The sequence below is a fragment of the Glycomyces sp. L485 genome (assembly GCF_022548875.1).
Lineage (GTDB): Bacteria > Actinomycetota > Actinomycetes > Mycobacteriales > Micromonosporaceae > Glycomyces.
The window spans coordinates 77,423-97,042 of the sequence record NZ_JAKZEW010000002.1; the positions used below are offsets into that span (position 1 = coordinate 77,423).

22 protein-coding genes, 1 tRNA gene and 1 pseudogene are annotated in these 19,620 nt (G+C 66.0%); 10 read left to right on the plus strand and 14 right to left on the minus strand.

The features are described 5' to 3' along the window. Positions 1-94 precede the first annotated feature (94 nt). Positions 95-646: a SigE family RNA polymerase sigma factor gene (locus L0U85_RS01645; protein WP_241375871.1), complete on the plus strand. Its 552-nt coding sequence runs from the start codon at positions 95-97 to the stop codon at positions 644-646. After that, positions 643-1,353 (plus strand): hypothetical protein, encoded by a 711-nt coding sequence (locus L0U85_RS01650; RefSeq protein ID WP_241375872.1) that lies wholly within the window; start codon positions 643-645, stop codon positions 1,351-1,353. Before L0U85_RS01645 ends, L0U85_RS01650 begins: the two co-directional genes overlap by 4 nt. On the opposite strand, the gene L0U85_RS01655 is transcribed toward L0U85_RS01650, so the two are convergent. The 4 genes and pseudogenes from L0U85_RS01655 to L0U85_RS01670 all read right to left on the minus strand — a co-directional run. Next, positions 1,350-2,078, minus strand: coding sequence for a PIG-L deacetylase family protein (locus tag L0U85_RS01655; RefSeq protein ID WP_241375873.1), 729 nt, complete (start codon positions 2,076-2,078; stop codon positions 1,350-1,352). The two genes, L0U85_RS01650 and L0U85_RS01655, sit on opposite strands and share 4 nt — an antisense overlap. Positions 2,079-2,207: 129 nt before the next feature. Continuing rightward, a complete protein-coding gene (locus tag L0U85_RS01660) occupies positions 2,208-2,783 on the minus strand; it encodes a hypothetical protein (RefSeq protein ID WP_241375874.1) in 576 nt (191 codons plus the stop codon). Next, positions 2,780-3,328, minus strand: coding sequence for a CDP-alcohol phosphatidyltransferase family protein (locus tag L0U85_RS01665; RefSeq protein WP_241375875.1), 549 nt, complete (start codon positions 3,326-3,328; stop codon positions 2,780-2,782). Before L0U85_RS01665 ends, L0U85_RS01660 begins: the two co-directional genes overlap by 4 nt. 464 nt (positions 3,329-3,792) lie before the next feature. Beyond that, positions 3,793-4,077, minus strand: a pseudogene (locus L0U85_RS01670) (BBE domain-containing protein); the annotation flags it as partial. A 205-nt stretch (positions 4,078-4,282) separates the two neighbouring features. On the opposite strand from L0U85_RS01670, the gene L0U85_RS01675 reads away from it, so the two are divergent. From L0U85_RS01675 to L0U85_RS01690, 4 genes are all read left to right on the plus strand, one after another. Next, positions 4,283-4,600: a rhodanese-like domain-containing protein gene (locus L0U85_RS01675; RefSeq protein WP_241375877.1), complete on the plus strand. Its 318-nt coding sequence runs from the start codon at positions 4,283-4,285 to the stop codon at positions 4,598-4,600. Between the two features lie 72 nt (positions 4,601-4,672). Further along, positions 4,673-6,019: an MBL fold metallo-hydrolase gene (locus L0U85_RS01680; RefSeq protein ID WP_241375878.1), complete on the plus strand. Its 1,347-nt coding sequence runs from the start codon at positions 4,673-4,675 to the stop codon at positions 6,017-6,019. Continuing rightward, positions 6,016-6,582 (plus strand): rhodanese-like domain-containing protein, encoded by a 567-nt coding sequence (locus L0U85_RS01685; protein ID WP_241375879.1) that lies wholly within the window; start codon positions 6,016-6,018, stop codon positions 6,580-6,582. The genes L0U85_RS01680 and L0U85_RS01685 overlap by 4 nt, the downstream gene beginning before the upstream one ends. Then, positions 6,579-7,340 carry a sulfite exporter TauE/SafE family protein gene (locus tag L0U85_RS01690; protein WP_241375880.1) on the plus strand — a complete coding sequence of 254 codons (762 nt, stop codon included), beginning with the start codon at positions 6,579-6,581 and terminating at the stop codon, positions 7,338-7,340. The genes L0U85_RS01685 and L0U85_RS01690 overlap by 4 nt, the downstream gene beginning before the upstream one ends. 68 nt (positions 7,341-7,408) lie before the next feature. Here L0U85_RS01690 and L0U85_RS01695 read toward each other — a convergent pair whose 3' ends face one another. From L0U85_RS01695 to L0U85_RS01720, 6 genes are all read right to left on the minus strand, one after another. Beyond that, entirely contained in the window at positions 7,409-8,539 is a 1,131-nt protein-coding gene (locus L0U85_RS01695) for a thioester domain-containing protein (protein WP_241375881.1), read from the minus strand. 406 nt (positions 8,540-8,945) lie between these two features. After that, entirely contained in the window at positions 8,946-9,923 is a 978-nt protein-coding gene (locus tag L0U85_RS01700; RefSeq protein WP_241375882.1) for a hypothetical protein, read from the minus strand. Continuing rightward, entirely contained in the window at positions 9,910-11,070 is a 1,161-nt protein-coding gene (locus tag L0U85_RS01705) for a hypothetical protein (protein ID WP_241375883.1), read from the minus strand. The genes L0U85_RS01700 and L0U85_RS01705 overlap by 14 nt, the downstream gene beginning before the upstream one ends. A gap of 104 nt (positions 11,071-11,174) precedes the next feature. Then, positions 11,175-12,371: a hypothetical protein gene (locus L0U85_RS01710; RefSeq protein ID WP_241375884.1), complete on the minus strand. Its 1,197-nt coding sequence runs from the start codon at positions 12,369-12,371 to the stop codon at positions 11,175-11,177. A gap of 349 nt (positions 12,372-12,720) precedes the next feature. Continuing rightward, positions 12,721-13,311, minus strand: a complete 591-nt coding sequence (locus tag L0U85_RS01715; RefSeq protein WP_241375885.1) for a hypothetical protein — start codon at positions 13,309-13,311, stop codon at positions 12,721-12,723. A gap of 117 nt (positions 13,312-13,428) precedes the next feature. Next, the gene (locus L0U85_RS01720) at positions 13,429-13,938 is read right to left on the minus strand and encodes a DUF6448 family protein (RefSeq protein WP_241375886.1); all 510 of its coding nucleotides are present in this window, start codon (positions 13,936-13,938) and stop codon (positions 13,429-13,431) included. Positions 13,939-14,297: 359 nt separating this feature from the next. Between L0U85_RS01720 and L0U85_RS01725 the strand changes: the two genes are divergently transcribed. Then, positions 14,298-14,432 carry a DUF3500 domain-containing protein gene (locus tag L0U85_RS01725; protein WP_241375887.1) on the plus strand — a complete coding sequence of 45 codons (135 nt, stop codon included), beginning with the start codon at positions 14,298-14,300 and terminating at the stop codon, positions 14,430-14,432. Between the two features lie 505 nt (positions 14,433-14,937). Here L0U85_RS01725 and L0U85_RS01730 read toward each other — a convergent pair. Next, positions 14,938-15,013: transfer RNA gene (locus tag L0U85_RS01730), tRNA-Ala, on the minus strand. A 177-nt stretch (positions 15,014-15,190) separates the two neighbouring features. On the opposite strand from L0U85_RS01730, the gene L0U85_RS01735 reads away from it, so the two are divergent. After that, a complete protein-coding gene (locus L0U85_RS01735) occupies positions 15,191-15,943 on the plus strand; it encodes an alpha/beta fold hydrolase (RefSeq protein WP_241375888.1) in 753 nt (250 codons plus the stop codon). Positions 15,944-16,063: 120 nt separating this feature from the next. On the opposite strand, the gene L0U85_RS01740 is transcribed toward L0U85_RS01735, so the two are convergent. After that, entirely contained in the window at positions 16,064-16,222 is a 159-nt protein-coding gene (locus L0U85_RS01740) for a DUF2207 domain-containing protein (RefSeq protein ID WP_241375889.1), read from the minus strand. 189 nt (positions 16,223-16,411) lie between these two features. Between L0U85_RS01740 and L0U85_RS01745 the strand changes: the two genes are divergently transcribed. Then, positions 16,412-16,645 (plus strand): type II toxin-antitoxin system RelE/ParE family toxin, encoded by a 234-nt coding sequence (locus L0U85_RS01745; RefSeq protein ID WP_241375890.1) that lies wholly within the window; start codon positions 16,412-16,414, stop codon positions 16,643-16,645. Positions 16,646-16,661: 16 nt separating this feature from the next. Here L0U85_RS01745 and L0U85_RS01750 read toward each other — a convergent pair whose 3' ends face one another. Beyond that, on the minus strand, positions 16,662-18,029 hold the full coding sequence (locus L0U85_RS01750) for an amidase family protein (protein ID WP_241375891.1): 1,368 nt from the start codon (positions 18,027-18,029) through the stop codon (positions 16,662-16,664). Between the two features lie 43 nt (positions 18,030-18,072). Next, positions 18,073-19,221, minus strand: a complete 1,149-nt coding sequence (locus L0U85_RS01755) for a cystathionine gamma-synthase (protein WP_241375892.1) — start codon at positions 19,219-19,221, stop codon at positions 18,073-18,075. Between the two features lie 93 nt (positions 19,222-19,314). Between L0U85_RS01755 and L0U85_RS01760 the strand changes: the two genes are divergently transcribed. Then, entirely contained in the window at positions 19,315-19,578 is a 264-nt protein-coding gene (locus L0U85_RS01760; RefSeq protein WP_241375893.1) for a hypothetical protein, read from the plus strand. Positions 19,579-19,620 lie beyond the last annotated feature (42 nt).

Consider the following 19,620-nt stretch of genomic DNA (forward strand, 5'->3'; position numbering starts at 1 on the left):
ATCAGCGCAGGTAGGGCGGGCGCAAGTGGCGCCCGCCCTACCTGCGCTGATAAACTCCGCCTCCCCGATACCTACCCGCACAGGGAGGGCCCCGTTGTACGTCCCCGCCTCGCCCGGAGAAGACGCCTTCCGCGCCTTCTTCGAACGGCACCATGCCGAACTGGCACGGTTCGCGTGGATGCTCATCGGTGAGCGCGCGGCGGCGGAGGACATCGCGGCCGACGCGATGCTCGCAGTGTGGCGACAGTGGAGCGACGTCGAGCGCTCCGCTTCGGGGATCGCCTACGCTCGCGGCATCGTCGCCAACCTGGCCAAGAGCAGGATCCGCTCCGCTGTGAGGGAACGCCGCCGGAACGCCGCGTTCTGGCTGCGCCCGAACGAGACGGTCAGCGAACCGAACATGGCGGCCGTGGTGGACGTGCGCCGAGCCCTGGACCGCCTGCCGTTCCGCAAACGCGCCTGCGTAGTGCTGCGGCACTCGCTCGACCTGTCCGAGCACGAGACGGCCGAGGCCCTCGGGATCTCGGTCGGGACGGTGAAGAGCCAGACCTCCAAGGGCCTGGCCGAGCTGCGACGGCTCCTGGCGCCGGCGAACGGGAAGGAGGGTACCGCGTGGGCGACCATACGGAACGGGATACAGCTATGAACGACGATCTGCCCGGCCGTCTGCGGGTGACCGCCGAGGAATTCCGGCCCGACTCGGAACGCATGTGGGAGCGGGTCGCCTCCGGCATGGACCGCTCCGGGACCGTCGCGTCCGAGCCGGCCCGCAGGGGCTTTCGCATCCCGCATCTGGCGATCGCCACCGGCGTCGCGGTAGTGCTCATCGCCGCGGTCGTGGCCGTCGGCTACGGGCCCGGCCTGGTCCGGCCGACGACGCCCGCGCCCGGATCGACCGGCTCGGACTCGGAGACGGGCGCGCCGGCGGTCGGCCACGATCGGCCCGAAGCGGTCGACGATCTCGACTTCCTGTCGGCCGGCGCCGCGGTCAACGACGACACCGACAACGCCTACTGGTCCCAGGCAGAGCTGACCTTGGACACCGAGGAGCCACTCACCGAGCTGACCGTGGAGCTGTACGTCGTCGTCGGTGAAGACGTCGAGACGACCGGCTCCTGGACGACCGCCGAGCACTACTTCGGCATGCCCGACGTCTACGAGGACGACGGCTACCTCGTCTACCGGTGGACGCTGCGCGAGGACGAGACCGTCGAACCGGGTGAGTACGTCTTGGCGGGGCAGCACAACCACGGCGACGGCGCCAGGGACACGGGCGGCGACTACTACGTGTTCGAGGCCTCCGCCGATTCCGGCGAGGGCACCGTCATCGGCCACTTCCCGCCGCAGGACTAGAAGGAGACGAGCTCGAACGTGGCCGCGTAACGCGTGCCGAAACGCTCGCCGCCCATCGCCGCGAAAGCCGTGAGGAGTTCGCGGGCGTAGGTCTCCGGGTCGGTGTCGCTGAGCGCCGAGATGTACGCGCGGTGCTCGACGAGCGAGGCTATGCCGATCTCCATCGTCGCGGTCGTGTCCACCGCGTGCGACGCCTCCGGCGAACCGAACAGGGCCGCCCAGCGCACCCCCGGCCACGGTTCAAGCCCCTGTTCGAGCAGGTCGGTGTGGATCCAGCGATTCCCGGCGTCGTTCACGGCGTCCAGCACCGACTCGCCGACGGCTCGGTGGTCGGCCGAGTTCCAGCCGCCGGGCTGGAAGTTCTCACGGGGGTTGAGCGTGACCACCAGCTCGGGCCGGTGCCGGCGGATCGCGGCGGCCAGGTCGCGGCGCAGCGGCACCCCGGCCTCGACGACGCCGTCGCGGTGGTCGAGGAACTCCACGGAGCCGACGCCGACGACCTCGGCGCTGGCGCGCTGCTCGGCCTCGCGCAGCGGCGCGCACTCGTCGGGCGGGATCGTGTCGATGCCCGCCTCGCCGCGAGTGACCATGAGGTAGGCGACCTCGCGGCCCCCCGCGGTCCATGCGGCGACCGCGGCGGCGGCGCCGTACTCCATGTCGTCGGGGTGGGCCACAATGGCGAGCGCCCGGGTCCAGTCCGTCGGCATCTCGAGGAGTTCGCCCATGAGCCCAGTATGCGCCTCGGCCGCCGGAATCGAAGGCCCCTCCCCGCGTTCCATCACGCGGGAGGCAGCCGTGGGCCCTCACTCTGGAGTTCGTTCACATGGCCGTCGAGCCCGGTCGGAGTCGCCGCATCACCCCATCAGGAGGTGCGGGGCGAGGGCGACGGCGATGAACCTGATCGACCGTCCAAGTAGGCAGACGAGGACGAACGCAGGCGCGCTGATCCGGGTGTAGGCGGTGTAGATGCAGGTCGCCAGCAATGGAGGTAGCCCCGTCACCGCGCTGAGGAACAGGATCGGCACGGTCAGGGCGGGCCGGTCGAGCAGGGCCGTGAGTTTTCCGGCGGCGGCGCCGATCGGCTCGGCCAGGCCTCGCCACCGTGCGCCGGCCGCCGTCCTGGATCGGGTACTCACCGGATCCTGCGGTTCACCGGAGGAGTCCTCGATCCGACCGGCCGGTTCCCGGTGGCGGCGGCGGCCGGCGGCATGGGCCCACTGCCGAAGCCGAGTCGACCGCAGGGCACCGCGGGTGCCGAGGAAGAAGACGGTCTTGCCGGCGGTCTGGCCCAGCGCCGCGGCGATGCCCAGCCCCACGGGGCCGTGTCCGGTGGTGGCTGCCAGCCCGATCAGATACGGCTCGACGGGCGTCACCGGCAGGAACGCCGATACCAGTCCGGTGAGGCAGGTGAGGAGATAGGCGGCGATCACGGGGCCTGCAACCGGGCCGAACGCAGACGTCCGACGACCACCAGCGATGCGGCCTTGACGCATGCGACCGCTAGGGCGAACGCCGCGGGCCAGAGTGGCGAGGGAGAGAGCAGCACCAGGACCACCAGGCCACCGGTGTTCAGCGCCTTGGCCGGCGGCGACCAGTTCCACCGGTGCACGCCGCGATGGATCTCATAGAAGTAGTTGGGGCTCACCACGGGCCAGTACAGGAAGGCGAGGCTGAGCATGCAGTCGAGCACCATGAACTGGACCAGGAAGATCGCCAGCGGCAGCGCCATGTCCGGGCGCAGTACCAGCAGCGCCGCCGCGCACATCGAAGTGCAGCCTCGATCGGCGACGATGTCCAGCACTGCGCCGGCTCGGGTCTCCTGGTCGAGCAGGCGCGCGAACAGGCCGTCCAGGATGTCGCCGATCCAATAGACCACGTAGGCGGCCACGGCCAGTGCGACGCCGGCTTCGGTGACCGCCAGTACGGCCAAGATCATCGCGGCGACCGTGCGCACGATGGTGATCGTGTTGGGCACGTTGACCAGGGGAGATTCAGTCGCGAGTCTGATGCGGTCCTTCGGAGCCTGCTTCTCGGATGCCGAGGGAGGTTCGATGACGGCTCCTCCATCGATCAGTTTCGCGCTGTGCGGGGCCGGAGAGTACTTGACCTCCTTGGACAAGAAACTACCAGGTTTGCATACTCGGTGTGCACCATGGATTCCGATGTGTACCGCACGAATGGTCCACAGGGTCATGTCCCGTCTCTCATTGGTGTTCAGTACCGGCCGGCCGTCGGTCTTCGGCCCCGACATCGGTTGGAGTCTCCTGCCGCCTCCGCTCGGGAGATGCTCGGCTCTCCGCGCGTTTGGCGAGGGCTCGGCCCCGTCTGCGGGACCTCGACGATCGGGCTCGGGATCGCCGCGGCCGCCGGCGAACGCGCCTGACACTTCACCCGCACCGGAGCCGAGCCACTCGTCTCGCTCGGACTGGTCCTTGCGCCTCAGCCGGCCACCGGCGGGATGTTCTGGTTGGCGTGGAAGAAGTTGTCCGGGTCGTAGTCGTGCTTGATCGCTGCCAGCCGATCGTGGTGGCCGCGGTAGGTGGACCGGACACGCTCAGGACCCTCTTGTGCGCCGAGGAAGTTGACGTAGGAGCCGCCCATCGAATACGGATGCAGGTCGTTCCAGTAGTCGACGCACCATCGGCGGATCAGGTCGGCGTTGGCGGGGTCGGGATCGATCCCGGCGATCACCCCGGACCACATGGCGTCCCGGTAGGCCCAGGCGATCGACCGGGCGGGCTTCAAGCTCATCGCCTCCGGCATGCGTGAATGCCGTCACGCCGCCGAACGCGGCGAGGAGGAACCGCTGACCGAGGAAGAGCTCGAGAAGCTCTTCATGGCCCTGGCCTGAGACCTCATGCCCGGCGGGCGGGCGCCGGGCACATTTCTTTCGATGAAAAATACCCCATGGGGTATAGAGGGGAAATCCATGCCGAACGAAGAACCATTGCACGCCTTCCGGGCCGCGCACCAACGCGGCGAGACCGTCGTCGACGTCCGGGAGGAGGTCGAGTACACCGCCGGTCACGTCCCCGGCGCGGTGTCGATCCCGCTCCACCGGCTCGCGGCGCAGCTCGACCGCGTCCCGCCCGGGCGTGTCCATGTCGTTTGCGCCAGTGGCAACCGCAGCAAGGTCGCCGCCGAGATGCTGCGCCGCGCCGGCCGCGACGCCGTCTCGGTCGCAGGTGGCACCGCCGCTTGGCACCACGCCGGGGGCACGCTCGCGCTCGGCCGCTACGCCGCCTGATTCATTGCAGATCCGCGCCGCAGTGCGCCCGAAATATACCCCCAGGGGTATTGTCCGATCTTGGAGGCAACCATGGAGATCATCTCGTTCCCGACCCCAGGGCTCGGAGACACCAGCTACCTGCTCGTGCACGACGGGCTGGGCGTCCTCGTCGACGCCCAGCGCGACATCGACCGCTTCCTCGCCGAGGCGGCCCGGCGCGATGTCGACCTGCGGTTCGTCCTGGAGACGCACCTTCACAACGACTACGTCTCCGGAGGCGAGCAGGCCGCGCTGCGCTCCGGCGCCGAGCTCGTGATCCCGGCAGCCGCGGCTCCGGCCTACCGGCACACGCCCGCGTTCCACCTCGAGGACATCAAGGGCGACAAGGGCTTGAGCCTCCGCCCGATCCACACTCCGGGCCACACGCCCGAGCACACCAGCTACCTGGTGCTCATCGACGGGGAGCCGCAGGCCGTGTTCTCCGGCGGCAGCCTCCTGGTGGCCGCGGCCGGCCGCCCCGACCTGCTCGGTCCCGAGCGCGCCGGGACCCTTGCCCGGCTCCAGCACGGATCGCTCCACCGCCTCGCCGACCTGCCGCCGGAGGTGGCCCTCCTGCCGACGCACGGCGCGGGCTCGTTCTGCACCACCACCGGCGCGCTGCGCACCACCTCGACCATCGGCGACGAGCGCGAGACGAACCCACTGCTCGCCGTCCCCGGCGTCGACGAGTTCGCCGAGCGGCTCATGGCCGCCCCTGCCCCGATCCCGGCCTTCTACCAGCACATGGGTCCGGCCAACACGCTCGGCGTCCCGCCGATGCCCCCGATCGCCCCGCCGCCGCTCACACCATCCGATCTGGACGAACTCCCGGAGGACACCGTCGTCGTCGACTTGCGCCCCCGTATCGCCGCCTCCCGCGGCTTCCTGCCCGGCGCCACGCTGATCGAGCTGGCCGACGACTTCGGATCGTGGACCGGCTGGCTCACGCCCCGCGACGCGCCACTGGTACTGGTCGCCGAACTGGACCAGGACGTGACCGAGGCGGTCACCCAGCTCGCCCAGATCGGCGTCGACACCGTCGCGGGCGTCATCACCGACCCCGGCGAGGCCGCCGCCGCCGCCTCGTTCGAGCTGCTCGAACTCGACGACTTCCTCGAGCGCCTGCGCGACCCGAACGCGCAGCTGCTCGACGTGCGCATGCCCTCAGAGCGCGAAGCGGTCAGCGTGCCCGGCGCAGTCCAGCAGTTCCTGCCCGACCTGTTCTCGAGCGGCATCGCGCCCGAACTCGACCCCGCCAAGCCCGTCCACATCGCCTGCGGTTCGGGGCGCCGCGCCCTCATCGCCGCGAGCCTCCTGCACCGCAACGGCTTCACACCCGTCGTCCTCACCGGAGCCGGCATCGCCCAGCTCGCCGCCACACTCGAAGGAGCCCAGTGACCACCATCGACCCGCGGTCCGCCCGCGAGCTGATCGAAACCGCACCCGACACCCTCGTCGTCGACGTCCGCACCCCCGGCGAATTCCAGAGCGCGCACCTCCCGGGAGCGATCAACCTCCCGCTCGACCAAGTGGACCCGCACCTGCGACGCATCGTCGCCGACGCGGGCGGACGCATGATCCTGGTGTGCCAGAGCGGCCGCCGGGCCGCCCAATGCCAGGCCAAACTCGCCGCCGCCGGACTCGCCGACACCGCGATCCTCGACGGCGGCATGCTCGCCTGGACAGCCGCGAACGGGCCGGTCGTCAACGGACCCAGACGATGGGAACTCGAACGTCAGGTCCGGCTCGCCGCAGGGAGCCTCGTCCTGACCTCCGTCCTGACGAGCCTGCTGTGGGCACCGGCGCTGGTCCTCGCCGGGATCGTCGGCGCCGGCCTCACCTTCGCCGCGCTCAGCAACTCCTGCCTCATGGGCATGCTGCTCGCACAGCTCCCGTACAACCGCGACGGCGCCCCGCCCATCGAGGACTCACTCCGCCGTCTCGCGGGAACGGCCCGGTGACAGCCGCACTCGCGGCGACCCTCGCCGCCGCCATCGCCATCGGCCTGCTCCTGGGCCTGCTCGGCGGCGGCGGGTCGATCCTCACCGTCCCGGTCCTCGTCTACCTCGCCGGGATCGAACCGAAGGCCGCGATCGCCATGTCGCTGTTCATCGTCGGCGCCACCTCCCTGATCGCGATGGGCTCGCACGCCCACGCGGGCCGGGTGCAGTGGCGCACTGGCGTCATCTTCGGCTCCGCGGGCATGGCCGGGGCATACGCCGGAGGCAGGATCGCCGAATACCTGCCCGGGGCGTTGCTGCTCACCGGATTCGCGCTGATGATGGTGCTGACCGCGGTCGCGATGATCCGGCGCTGCAAGAAATGCGAGTCAGAGACCGCGCCCCGCCGCAGACCGGTCCTCAAGATCCTCGCCGAGGGAGCAACGGTCGGCCTGTTCACCGGCCTGGTAGGCGCGGGCGGCGGATTCCTCGTCGTCCCCGCCCTGGTGATCCTCGGCGGCCTCAGCATGCAGGCCGCAGTCGGCACGTCCCTGCTGGTCATCGTCGCCAAGTCCTTCGCGGGCCTGGCCGGATACCTCCACTCGACCACGATCGACTGGCCGCTCACTCTGTCCATGACCGCGCTGGCGATCGTCGGCAGCCTCATCGGCGGAACCCTCGTCGGCCGAATGGACCCGGCCGCCCTGCGCCGCGCGTTCGGCTGGTTCGTCGCCGTCATGGGCGTCGCCCTTCTCGCCGGGCAACTGGCCTCGGCCTGACCGAAGTGGCCTCACCCCGCCTCGACCGTCCGGCCGAAGCACCTGATTCGAACCCTGGCGCTGAGCGACTACTTGTCGTTCTCGCCCCAGTCTCCGCCGGCGGTGGCGGCGCGGCGGCGCTTGAGCACCAGCAGAACGCCGCCGGCGAGCAGCACAGCGGCGATGCCGACGACCATGGTCAGGGTAGAACCGGTGACGGGGAGCGTCGCTTCCGAAGCCGGGGAGGCGGCCTCATCGGGGCTCGCGAACTCGATCTCCGTGGCGACCCTGTTGCTGATCTGCGAGGCGAGGATCAGGGTCTGGCCCTCGGCATCCGCGCCGCCAACGGGGACGAAGGTGCGCCCGACGGGCGCGATCCAGGTGGCCGTTTCGGCGATGACGGTAACCGGGCCGGTCTCCTCTCCATCGAACTCCACCCAGACGGACTGGCCGTCCTCGAAGCGGTCGATGGCGTGGCCGTTCAGGTTGACGAGCGTCGCGCCTTCGGGCTGGGAGAGACTGACCGGGGGCTGGGTGAGGCTGACCGGACTGAAATTGGTCGAGACGGTGAACGGACCGACCTTGGCGCCCTCGGTGACGGCTGCGGCATTGTCGATCGCAAAGTGCGGATCAGGGTTCGGTTCTTCGATCGGCTCGGCGTTGTCGAGCAGGTAGGCCATGATGGCGATGACCCACCGGTCGACGTCATCCCCGTCGTCGGTCGGGTCCTCGGCGTCGATCTCCCAACCGTCGGCCAGGTGCCAGATGGCGGCCTGGGTGCCGGCGTAGGCGACTTCTTCGATGCTGATCTCGTCGGAGGGGACGAAGGAGCCGAGCACGCCAGCGGCATCGAGCACATCCGCCGCCCAGTCGCCGTTGTAGCCGTTCGCAAGGACGCCGAGCACGAGCGGCAGGTCCTCGACCGGGACGTCCTCCCAGGCGCGCTCCTGATAGGTGTCCAGCTTCTGGGGTTCCACATCGACCTGGACGCCATAGACGGTGTAGGGCCAGTTGTCCACGACCAGTTGGTGCATGTAGGCGTTGGCCGGCTTGTCCTCGCCGTCCAACTGGCCGTTGAGGTCGAGGCCCGGCCCGCCTGACATGGTGCCTGAGGCGATGTCCTCGGCGGGTTCGTCCTGCGCGAGCGCAGCGCCGTCGACTCCGAGGACGAGTGCGAGACTCGCGGCAACGGCCAGCGACCCTTTCAGAGCTTTTCTCATCATTGTGAAGCTCCATCTGCTTCTCAAGGGATTGACGCGTTGATGCTGTATGCAACACATTAACGACCCCGCGCTGGTCGCACCAGACCGGAGACTGGCCCACATCTGGCGTTGGCCTCGGGTTTCTCCTGCGAGACAAGAGGTTCGGCGAGATCTTCATGAGACGCGACACGATAACGATTCGGTGTCGGGCCGGAGCTCGACCGAAGTGTCCACGTGGAGCAGGCCTCATTGCCCACAGCAGTCCAACAGGACGTTGGCCAGCTGGTAGAGATCGATCCTGTCCTGCACTTCGCTCGCCACCCGGATCTGACCTGCAGAGCAAACAAATAGGGAACGATGCAAGCGGGCATCGACCGCGCGGACGGTAGAACCGTCCACCCAGAACCGAGCTTCGTCGGTCTACTCAACACATCGCGTTGAGAGGAAGCAGGCATCTGGAGTGCGCAACGCTCAGTGAGTCGTACCAGATCGGATATTGTCCAGGATTACCCGTGTAGTTGAATGCGCCACCAACGGCAAGCCACTCCTGCGGCAGCGACCACATAGGCTGTGATTTTGCGACCATACCTGGGGTGAAGCCGTCACCTACTCCAAATGAGTCAGCAACTACCACGCATCTTGCAGCAGGAACCAACAATCGTTCCGAACTCGGCGCTTCAGGCAAGGTGGGGTATATGAATGATGTGGCCCCGGAAGCACACTCCCCAGACTCATTAATATTTGCTTGCATGTTCCGCTGCTCGCCTGGACCATAATTCGGTCCCCACAGCCCAGTATCTCTACTGTCAGCGGAGACCGTTGCTATTTCAAAATCAGTCGTAAGCACCTGGCCCTCGACAGTTTTAACGGCCTCTCGAACGGACGCCTCTCGGACTACCGCGACCGCACCGTCATCTACTATCTGGGTAGTACAACTAATAACCCTGTGCATTTGATCAGTCGCATACACCGCCGAATACCAAGCTGCCATGCAAGTGTTCGAATCCGAATCTCCAGAGCGCGAAACAGATATATCCAGCGAGTCCGAACCGGCCCCTGCACCTACTTTCCATTCAGCGGTTACGCTAGTAGGACTCAAGATCGTTGGCCAGATCATTATCAGCCGATGATGCTCGCTTCCATCTGCCCTGAGCTCCGCGGCGCGGAATGCCTCGAGGTCATACTGCATCCCAAGGCTATCCAACGTCCGAAGCAACTCAATGGCGAGATCTTCGGACTCACCGGAATCTCGAAACTGGTCCACAGTTGCGAACTCAATATCGTCCTGATCTGCCTTGAGAATAAACCTCTCGACAGGCAGGAACGAGCCTGTCGCTACGATACTAGCCAACAATACCGCAATTGCAATGAGCACTACAAGGTATACCCTAGGTCGCGACATGCTCCCAACACTCCTCCCATCCGCCAATATCACTATGTGATTGCTCCTCAACTTCCACAAAATACGTGGCATCGACGTACTCGTGGACCAACGAGATCGGTGTGACTGAGTCCGCGGAGCTACCAGTCATGCATGTAGGTGTAATCGACGTGTCGATCGTGAGGTTGATTCTCTCACTTTCGCACGGTGCGGCATTGGATTGAAGGATCTGGCGAAGGCCACGACCGTCATCAATGGGCGAGTTTGCTCCCGCAACACCACACAACTCCTCCCAATAGGCCAGCATCCCTGGCGACAGCGAGTCTACCCCGTATCTCATCCACAGCTGGTCTGACAACTTTCCAATGAGCTCGGGATCAGAGTCGTTCTGGACGGCGTCGAGTATCTCGTTGACTTCCGCACTCTCGACGTATCCGGTGGAAATTATCGCCGAGACTGCGTCAAATTGAGTCACTGGCAACGATCGACTAGATATGGACTGGTCTTCCCAGTGAATTTCACCCGCCTGAAGGTCTTGAAGTAGGCCTAGGCGAGCATCTATGACTTCATCTATCCCCGCGCCCACTGGAAACGGTCGTGTGAGCACAGCCCACTCAGGATGCACTGTCGGGAGACCGGTCTGGAGGTAAGCGAGCCTAGCAGCGCCAAACGAATGCCCTATAAAGCCGGTGACCTCAATTTGCTCTTCGGACGCGATGTTGGCGACCAGTGTGGTGTAAGTATCAGCTGTAAATCCGTAGTGCGAGCCACTGAGTTCACATGACTCTAGGACTCCATCGACGCCAACCTCGGCTTGTGCGCTGCCATTTCGGAGGTTCCGATAATACTCGGCCATCGCACTACTACATTGATCGGTCACCTCAGACGCGACCCACGGCTCTTCAAGCACCAGAAGATTGTAGCTCTCTGGGAGGGATTGTTGAGTGCCGGCCAACTGAAATGAGCCTGAAAGCGCTGAAACCCCAGGGCCTCCGGGGTCGTATATCACTGTTTTAGAAGTTGCTTGACGGGACCGTATAAGTGAATAGCGCCATTCCCTACCGTCAACTGAAATAGCTTGACACACCTCCCGAGCCGGAGGATCAAGGCAGAGGTCATTGAGAGTATCCGGGTGTACTTCGACAGCAGGCTCCTCGTTGCTGTCCAATAGGAGTCCCACGCCTATCAAGACCACAATTAGGAAAGCGATTAGCAGAAGGAGGGGGCGGGCCCCGAAGGGCCCACCCTTAGAATAGTTACCGTGTGGCATAGCTACCAGCCGCTATCCCATTGTGAGTGGACCTTTGCGCTACAGTACTTGTCCGTACATTCGCGGGCTTCTACCCAGTTGTAGTCTGCGAACGACGGAACGACCGAGTTGTTGGCGGCGCGGAGTGACATAGCGGCGTCGATTCCCATGTACGACTGCTTTGCATTACCTTTGAACTTGGCTCCGAAATGGAAGTCGGAACCGATCAGAATTGGCGTCACTGAATCGCATTGAGTGATGGGGAAGCTAATTGAAGCTCCACCCGCTCCGAGTTCAGCGTTCGCGCCGTTACAGTGCTGATTGTATTGAGTCGGTGCATGCCCCAATACACTAAAGAAGTTGCTGTTGTTCTCGTTCCAGGGGCGCGATCGAATCGTGAATTCCCTGAAGAATGTCGTGAGATTTGTCCTGGTCCGGAAGTTCGAGTAGCGGTTGTAGAACCACCGGTCGGTGCCAGAGACGGCGTATTTCTGGTATAGCGTGTTCATGATGTGATCACCCTTCGCGCCATGCTCAACCGCCGGCGTGAAGTGGATGGTTGCGGAGCCACTGCTGTACAGATAGGCACCCGTCGCGCTCTGGACTGAACCGAACCCGCTGCCAGATTCAACGATCGAGGGCTTGCTCGTGCTCGGTACTTCCTGGACAGTGAGTCCAACGGCGGTCGCGGCATCGACCTCTCCGCCTTCGCTGGCATCTTCACGACCAAGGAACAGACCTGTGGGTTCAAGGTCCGACGGCCAGACCACATCAATGGTGCCTTCAGGAACCGTAGGATCGGGAAGTGTGGCGACGTTCACCGCGGAAGCGTCAGTGAGCACGCCAGAGCGTGCATTCGACTCGAGGTACTCAGTGGCGAACTCCTGAGAGCTAGCGGAACTCGCAATGCGGCTCAGGATCTCTCCTCCTGAGTACTCCACCTCGCTGCTCGTTGAAGCTTGCGCTGACGCCGCCGGCACTAGGCCGAACACCAGGCTGACCACCGGAATCACAAGGACTGCGACCCTGCCGAGTGCATGCGATAGGTTTGTTGATGGTTGATGGGTGATGGGGTGATGGGGTGATGGGGGGGAAACCATCGAAATCCTTCCTATTACGGATTCGATACTTGGAGTGCTTTTGTCGGTAATGCTAACGTTTGCCACAATGAAAATATCAGCCACCCGATACTCGCGCAAGCACGCTACGGGCTGGTTCAAGTCGCAAAAGCTCGACCGTCGTCGCTGGTCAAGTAGCCCATAGCTCCATACGTTCGGCTTGGGGGAGTGTAGGGAAGAAGTAGCACTCTTGTGAGGACTGTCATATTTGTCCTTCGAGGTAGGCGCCCAACCACTCGAGGGAGCATGTTGGGCCGTAGACATCAGTGTTCGAGATCCGCAGCCTCGGACCCTGCCGCTTCCGCCCCAACCACGGCGATCCCGCCGCTGACACTGGTCATGGTGAACCAGACGCCACCAGAGCCGATCCCAGTGGTTCCACCAACGCACTACCTCGCCATCTGAGACCGGCACCAAGAGGTCTCAGGCTGAAATGCGGCTGTAGTACCGGTCAATCCAAGTTGAGCGGTATTCGGCGTGGAGCAAAGGTTTCGACTGCCGCGGCGAGGTGCTCTCGGTCTAGTCTCCACCAGAAATCCACCGGCACGGCCACGTCGTACCGCGGATCGCAGGCGTGGATCTGGCTGGCCGCCATACCGTGCAACGCGGTGAACGGAAGACGGCGTCGTAGCGGACGAGACTTCGCAGCCCGTTTCACAACGAGCCATTGGTTGGAAGCCTTCGTGGCATCGGTGCGGACCGTGATCGAGGCGACCTCCCTCCAGGGAATTGTCATGTACCCGGAAAGCAGGCCGAACGGCTGGATCGTCAGGCCTGAGCGATCCGCCCGGAGCGCAAGAGGTCGAAATAGTCCCATGGCAAGCCTGACCATGAGTATCACGCTGAACATGACCAGGGCAACGAGCCCGATGGCCTGCTGGAGTGAGCGAGGCAGCCTCCGGTACTCAGAGGACATATCCACTAGCAACAATGTGACACCCGTAGCTGCGAATAGGCTTAGCAGGGGATACCGCCACAGGTCGTGGAGCAAGAAACCGTAGCGGACGGAATACTCTGAGTCTTTGTCGCGTTCGGGGAGCACTCCCGCATTCTAGGCCGTCTACCAGGATCTGAGGTCCCAGTTGAACACGGCCCAGCACCTCCCCCATGTTTCAACCCGAAGTTCAACGGCGTTGTCAACCGCGTTCGCGACCGCACCTCAGTGATGGGTGCTCAGCATCGACTTGTGCAGTCGATGGGCGAACACCTCGAAGTCGAGCATCGCCTCGACGTACCTTCTTGCCGCGGGGACCGAGGAGTCGGCCTCGGCTCGCAGCTCCCCGACTCGGCGCAGCCGGTTCTCGAGCTCCGCGCGCAGCCCCGCCGAAAGGAACGAGTAGAGATCGGCGATCGACCCGGACTCGATGGCCTTCTCCGCCAGAGGGATCACCGGACCGATGTCAAGCCCGGCGGGCTTGAGGCCCGTGTACGGCGCGCCCTCACCCTCCCGATGTAGGCGTACCACCGTCTCGAGGAAGTACCGGTCGGCGACCTCGCGGGCTTCGGGGCCCGACTCGCGAGCGCGCTGAGCCTTGTGGAAGGTCGCCCGCACCTCCGCCTCGGCGGACTCGGGGACGAACGGGAGGGCCAGGGCGACATTCGATTCTTCGAGGGCGCGCCGAGCGGCGGTCGCGACCGGGCCGTCCATCGAATCGCAATGCGGTGGCATCGGTGACCGCCTCCTCATGACGACTACCCGTTCAGCATATGTCCGAGCCTTGCAGTAGCCGAGTTCTTCTCAAGGATCGCCTGCGACCGGAGATCGCCCCGCCGGTCCGCACTCGCGCGTGAAGCGGTTGGGAAGTTCGGAGTATGGGTAGACGATCACTCCCGACAGCTTCGGCTACGCCCTTCATCAACTGGGATCGAGAGTCGAACGTCTGCTATCGGCTGGCCCTGGATATACACCGCGACCTCGGCAATCGTCGACGGCACGACATCGTTCTCACGCAGCTCGGCGACGATCGGCACCTACGGTGAGGACGCGGTCTACTACTACCGAGTCCAAAACCCGGTCGTGCTCATCCAGTGCGACTGCCAGGGGCCGCCGCCTGCGACGGCGACGGCCCGAGCCAGAACCAGATCCACACCCTGATCCGCACCCCGAACGGCAACGACTACGGAATGGACCTGCTCAAGCTCCACCTCGAACTCGACCACTGACGCAGGTGAGGGACGCCGCGGCGGTGCCGGGTTCAGATGGCTCCGTCGCTGGCCGGCCATGCTGACGTCGTCGCCGGGAGAGATGCACCGGACGGACCTTGGGAGGGGGCCGGAGGAGGCAGGGCCTGCGAACGTGGTGCACGACCGACCGAGCCCTCAAAACACGAATGAGCGGTCATCAACCCGTTGGCCGCTCATGTGCTTAATCTAGCGGCTTTGTTCGGCTGAGGACTGCTTCGCTTCGTGGTGCCAGGTTCGTCTGCGGTCTTCGGGCTGTACGAGTCGCTGGTCGAGGAAGACCGGCAGACACTCAACTCGATCTGCTTCACCCGGCTCCACGTCGATACCGATGCGGACCAGCGACCCACCACCAGCGGGAGCGCCACGACCGCCAGCATCGCGCCCCAGCTGGCGTATCGGGACCAGGAACGCGAAAACGGCACCTGCCCTAAGGCCGGTGCCGCGGACGATATTCAGAAGGGTCAGAGTTCAAGTCTGACCGCCGTGGTGGAGCTTAGGGGATTCGAACCCCTGACCTTTTCCATGCCATGGAAACGCGCTACCAACTGCGCCAAAGCCCCTTGCGGTTTGGATCCCAGGTTTCAGACCTTGGAACCGGGACCAGTTTACACAGGGTTCAGGCCGCTACCCAGGGAGGGGCTGGAGACGGCGGTCACGTTGGTTCGGTGAGGTTCTGGCGGGGTTCCGGCTCGTCTACGGTGAAGTTCGATTGATGTGGAATGTCTGGGGGACGTTGCATGATTCCTTACCATCTGGTCGATGGGACGGGCGATCCCGTGGTGTTGATCAACTCGCTGGGCGGGACGCTGGATATGTGGAAACCGCAGGTCGGACCGCTGACGGAGCGGTTCCGGGTGGTGCGGTTCGACACCCGCGGGCATGGGGCGACCCACGCCGAGCCGGGGGAGTGGAGCATGGACGACTTCGCCGACGATGTCGCTGATCTGCTCGTTGGACTCGGCATCGAGCGGGCACACCTGGTCGGGATCTCGCTCGGCGGGGCGATCGCGATGACGACGGCGCTGCGCCACCCCGGCCGGGTCGGGCGGCTGGTGCTCCTGAGCACGGCCCCGAAGCTCGGCACCGTCGAGTCGTGGCACGAGCGGACGGCGAAGGTCAAGGCCGAGGGCTGCGGATCCATCGCCGACGCGACGATGAACCGTTGGTTCACCCCGGGATTCCACGCCGAGCACCCGGAGGTCGTCGCCGAGTTCCGCGAGCACTTCGCCGCCTGCGACGCGGAGGGCTACGCGTCCTGCTGCGACGCGATCGCGAAGTACGACCTGCGCGGCCGGCTCAGCCCGATCGACACCGGTGCGCTGGTCATGTACGGCACGCTGGACGAGGTCACGACCGCTTCGGACGCCGAGGCCATCGCCTCGGAGATCGCCCTGACGGAGGTGGTCGAGGTCGAGGGAGCCCAGCACCTGATCTCCACCGAGCAAGCCGACTTCGTCAACCGGAGGATCATCGACTTCCTCAGCGTTTGACCATCGTCCAGTCGCCGTCGGCGGACGAGGAGCACCGCGGGCGGGCCCGCCTATTTCCTCATTTGCGAAGTCATCGTGGCCGATCTTCGATCCGTCCGGGTGTCCGGCATGATGCGGCGCCTACCTACGGCCGACCCGGCGCCTGATGAACCCGAAGACGATGGTGCCGATGAAGAGCACGATGGCGATGACGGCCAGCCAGAGCAGGCCCTCAAGGGCGAAGCCGACGATCGCCAGCACAGCCCAGATAATGATCAGGATCCATAGAACTGTCCACATGTCTTGATCGTAGGCTTCAGTTCGCGTGAAATGTCAGAATTAGCACAAACAACGCTATTTCTCAACGTGCGACGGTTGAGCGCGGCGACGAATCTCGGTGGTCGGCGGCCCGTGCGCATGCCCTACGGACGTGACCGGCGTGGCCCACGCTTCGCGCGTGGACCACTCCGGTGTTCGCCTCGGATCAGAGTGTCATCGGTCGATGTCGTCGGTGATCGCCTCGCCGACGAACAAGGGGCCCGCCCACTCCGAGGGCTCCCATTCCTTCGCGTTCAGAGCGCCACTCATCAGGTCTCGCAGCTCAAGGGCAGCTCGGACCGATGGCGCATCCGCGTCGGCGATCGGCGCATCTTCTACAAGATCGAGGACGGCCGGCTCGTCGTTCTGGTCATCGCCATCGGCCGTCGCGACAAGGACGGCTGAATCACGTCGGTTCGCGTCAGTCCCAGGTGAGGCCCGGGGCGTAGCGGCGGGGCCGCAGTTTGGCGATGAGCTGCGCCGCGACGTCGAAGAGCCTGCCGGTGGAGCCGGGCGGGCCCACGAGCTGGACCGTCGCGGGGACGCCGTCGCCGCGCATGCCCACCGGGACCACCAGCGCCGGGAGTCCGGCCAGGCCGAACGGCGCGGTGAACGCGGCGGCGCCGGCCAGGTGGGTCACGTTGGAGCGCAGCGTCTGCGTCGACCAGCCCTGCGCCGCCGGAGGCGGGCCGGGCATGCCGGGGGTGACGAGCAGGTCGTAGTCGCCGAAGTCGAACCAGTCCTCTAGGTGGCGGCGGATCCGGTTGCCGTCGCCGAGGATCGGGCCGAACAGGCCCTTCAGGTACGTCTTCTCGCCGAGGGCGACCAGGCGGCGGGTGCGCCGCTGGAGACCGTCGGGCCCGCACTTGAGGCTCCTGAGGTAGGCCGCGCACGACCATGCCCCCGAGGAGGCGGCGGTCAGGCGGGGACCGAACTTCGGCCGCGCCCTGAACGTGTCGTGTCCCAGGTCGGTCATGCACCGCACGGCCTGGAGCAGCGACTTCGTGGCTTCGTCGTCGACCCTCGCGGGCAGCGGCGTGGTGTTGGCCGCCGCGATCCGCAGGCGGCCGGGGTCGCCGGTGCTGCGCGGGGACCGGTGCGTCAGCGCCGCGTATGCCAGGGCCGCGTCGTCGACGGTGGTGGCGAGGACTCCGACGTGGCCGTTGAGCCAGTGCTCGGGGTCGGAGTTGAGGTCGGCTGGGACGTGCTCGGGGCTGTAGGCGACGACGCCGCAGGCCGCGGCGGCGGTGCGGACGCCGCCGGCCGAGCCGGGGCCGTCGATGCCGATGCCGATCGGGGCCGCGCCTGTCGCGACCGCGAGCGCGGCGCCGCCTGAGGGACCGCCTATGCCGCGGTCGGGCCGCCACGGGTTGCCCGGCACGTTGCCGTCGTCGTCGGTGGCGGGCCACAGTCCCAGTTCGGACGAGCGGCCGAAGCCGACCACGACCGCTCCGGCGCCCCTGATGCGCTGCACCGCCCGGTGGTCGCTCTCGGCGATCGGGAGGAACGTGGCGTTCGAGCCGAGGCGGGGAGCGTGGCCGGTGACCGGCAGTTGCTCGCACACGGCGACGGGGACGCCCGCGGCCGGCAGGGCCGAGCGGTCGTCGATCTCGTCGACGGCGGCGGCCTCGGCGAGCGATTCGATCTTGCGGACGGAGGTGAGCGCGTCGGCGGCCTCGCGGTGCTCCTCGATGTGGCGGAGGTGGTGGTCGACGACGATGGCGGCGTCGGCGTCACCTCGCCTGACCGCCTTGGCTATCTGCTGCGCGGTAGTTCCCGACCAGCTCACGACTCTCGTCCTTTCGTATGGGGATGGGGTGTCATTGCCGGGGTCAGCTCCCGAGTGCCTGGCGCAGGTCGGCCAGGAGGTCGCCCGGATCCTCGATGCCGACCGACAGCCGGACGAGGTCGGAGGGCACTTCGAGCGCCGAGCCCGCGACGGAGGCGTGGGTCATGCGGCCGGGGTGCTCGATGAGCGACTCGACGCCGCCGAGGGACTCGCCGAGCGTGAACACCTCGGTGCGCGAGCACATCTCGACTGCCGCCTCCTCGCCGTGCTTGTGGCGGAACGAGATCATGCCGCCGTAGCGTTTCATCTGCTTGCCGGCGACGTCGTGCCCGGGGTGGGTGGACAGGCCGGGGTAGCGGACTTCGGCGACGGCGTCGTGGCCGGCGAGGAACTCCGCGATCGCCTCGGCGTTGTCGCAGTGCCGGTCCATGCGGGCGGCGAGAGTTTTGATGCCGCGCAGCGTAAGCCAGGCGTCGAAGGGGCCGGCGACGGCACCCATCGAGTTGTGGTGGAACGCGATCGGCTCGGCCAGCACCTCGTCGTCGACGACGACGGCCCCGCCGACCACGTCGGAGTGTCCGCCGAGGTATTTCGTGGTCGAGTGGACGACGACGTCGGCGCCGAGCGCGAGCGGCTGCTGGAGGTAGGGGCTGGCGAAGGTGTTGTCGACGACGAGGATCGCGTCGTTCTGGTGCGCGAGCGCGGCGAGTTCGGCGATGTCGGCGATATTGAGCAGCGGGTTCGTGGGCGTCTCGACCCAGATCATCCGCGTGCCTTGATCCAGGCTCTGGGCGACCGCGTCCAGGTCGGTGATGGGCGCGGCGGTGTAGCGCAGGCCCCAGCGGGCGGCGACCTTGTCGAACAGGCGGAACGTGCCGCCGTAGGCGTCGTTGGGGATGATGACGTGGTCGCCGGGTTTCAGGAGCGCGCGCAGCACGGTGTCCTCGGCGGCGAGGCCCGAGGCGAAGGCGAAGCCGCGGGCGCCGCCTTCGATGGAGGCCAGGCAGGTCTCCAGTGCGGTGCGGGTGGGATTGCCTGAGCGCGAGTACTCGTAGCCGCCTCGCAGGCCCCCGACGCCGTCCTGCTTGTAGGTGGAGGTGGCGTAGATCGGTGGGACGACCGCGCCGGTGAGCGGGTCGGGTTCCTGCCCGGCGTGGATCGCGCGTGTGGAGAATCCGTGGGCTTCGTGCATAGCCCTAACGCTAACCGACGCGAGTACCTGTGGCCATGCATAGCCACGCTAAGCTGCGAGCGACACGTACCTGCTTCACTTAGGGGTTGCCTCATGGGCTTCGACGAAGTACACAAGATGGACATCACTGGCGACGGCCACGAAGAGACGGTCGGTGTGCGCCGCAACGAAGACGGCTCGGTCGAGTATCACGTGGACATCGACGACGACGGCACCGCCGACATGAAGGCCGTCGACTCCGACGGCGACGGCAACATCGACCACGTGCTGCTGGACCACGACGGCGACGGCAAGTACGACGCGGCGGCCGTCGACTCGACCGGCGACGGCCAGCTCGACACCATGGCCGAGAACTAAGCCCCGCACAGACTTTCGCCGCGGGCGCCCCGGTTCCGGGGC

Excerpts from the sequence above, each read along its gene's own strand:
- L0U85_RS01680 (WP_241375878.1), top strand. The coding sequence starts at position 4,673 with ATGGAGATCATCTCGTTCCCGACCCCAGGGCTCGGAGACACCAGCTAC.
- L0U85_RS01695 (WP_241375881.1), bottom strand. The coding sequence starts at position 8,539 with ATGAGAAAAGCTCTGAAAGGGTCGCTGGCCGTTGCCGCGAGTCTCGCA.
- L0U85_RS01655 (WP_241375873.1), bottom strand. The coding sequence starts at position 2,078 with ATGGGCGAACTCCTCGAGATGCCGACGGACTGGACCCGGGCGCTCGCC.
- L0U85_RS01700 (WP_241375882.1), bottom strand. The coding sequence starts at position 9,923 with ATGTCGCGACCTAGGGTATACCTTGTAGTGCTCATTGCAATTGCGGTA.
- L0U85_RS01740 (WP_241375889.1), bottom strand. The coding sequence starts at position 16,222 with ATGTGGACAGTTCTATGGATCCTGATCATTATCTGGGCTGTGCTGGCG.
- L0U85_RS01675 (WP_241375877.1), top strand. The coding sequence starts at position 4,283 with ATGCCGAACGAAGAACCATTGCACGCCTTCCGGGCCGCGCACCAACGC.
- L0U85_RS01735 (WP_241375888.1), top strand. The coding sequence starts at position 15,191 with ATGATTCCTTACCATCTGGTCGATGGGACGGGCGATCCCGTGGTGTTG.
- L0U85_RS01720 (WP_241375886.1), bottom strand. The coding sequence starts at position 13,938 with ATGCCACCGCATTGCGATTCGATGGACGGCCCGGTCGCGACCGCCGCT.
- L0U85_RS01650 (WP_241375872.1), top strand. The coding sequence starts at position 643 with ATGAACGACGATCTGCCCGGCCGTCTGCGGGTGACCGCCGAGGAATTC.
- L0U85_RS01755 (WP_241375892.1), bottom strand. The coding sequence starts at position 19,221 with ATGCACGAAGCCCACGGATTCTCCACACGCGCGATCCACGCCGGGCAG.
- L0U85_RS01760 (WP_241375893.1), top strand. The coding sequence starts at position 19,315 with ATGGGCTTCGACGAAGTACACAAGATGGACATCACTGGCGACGGCCAC.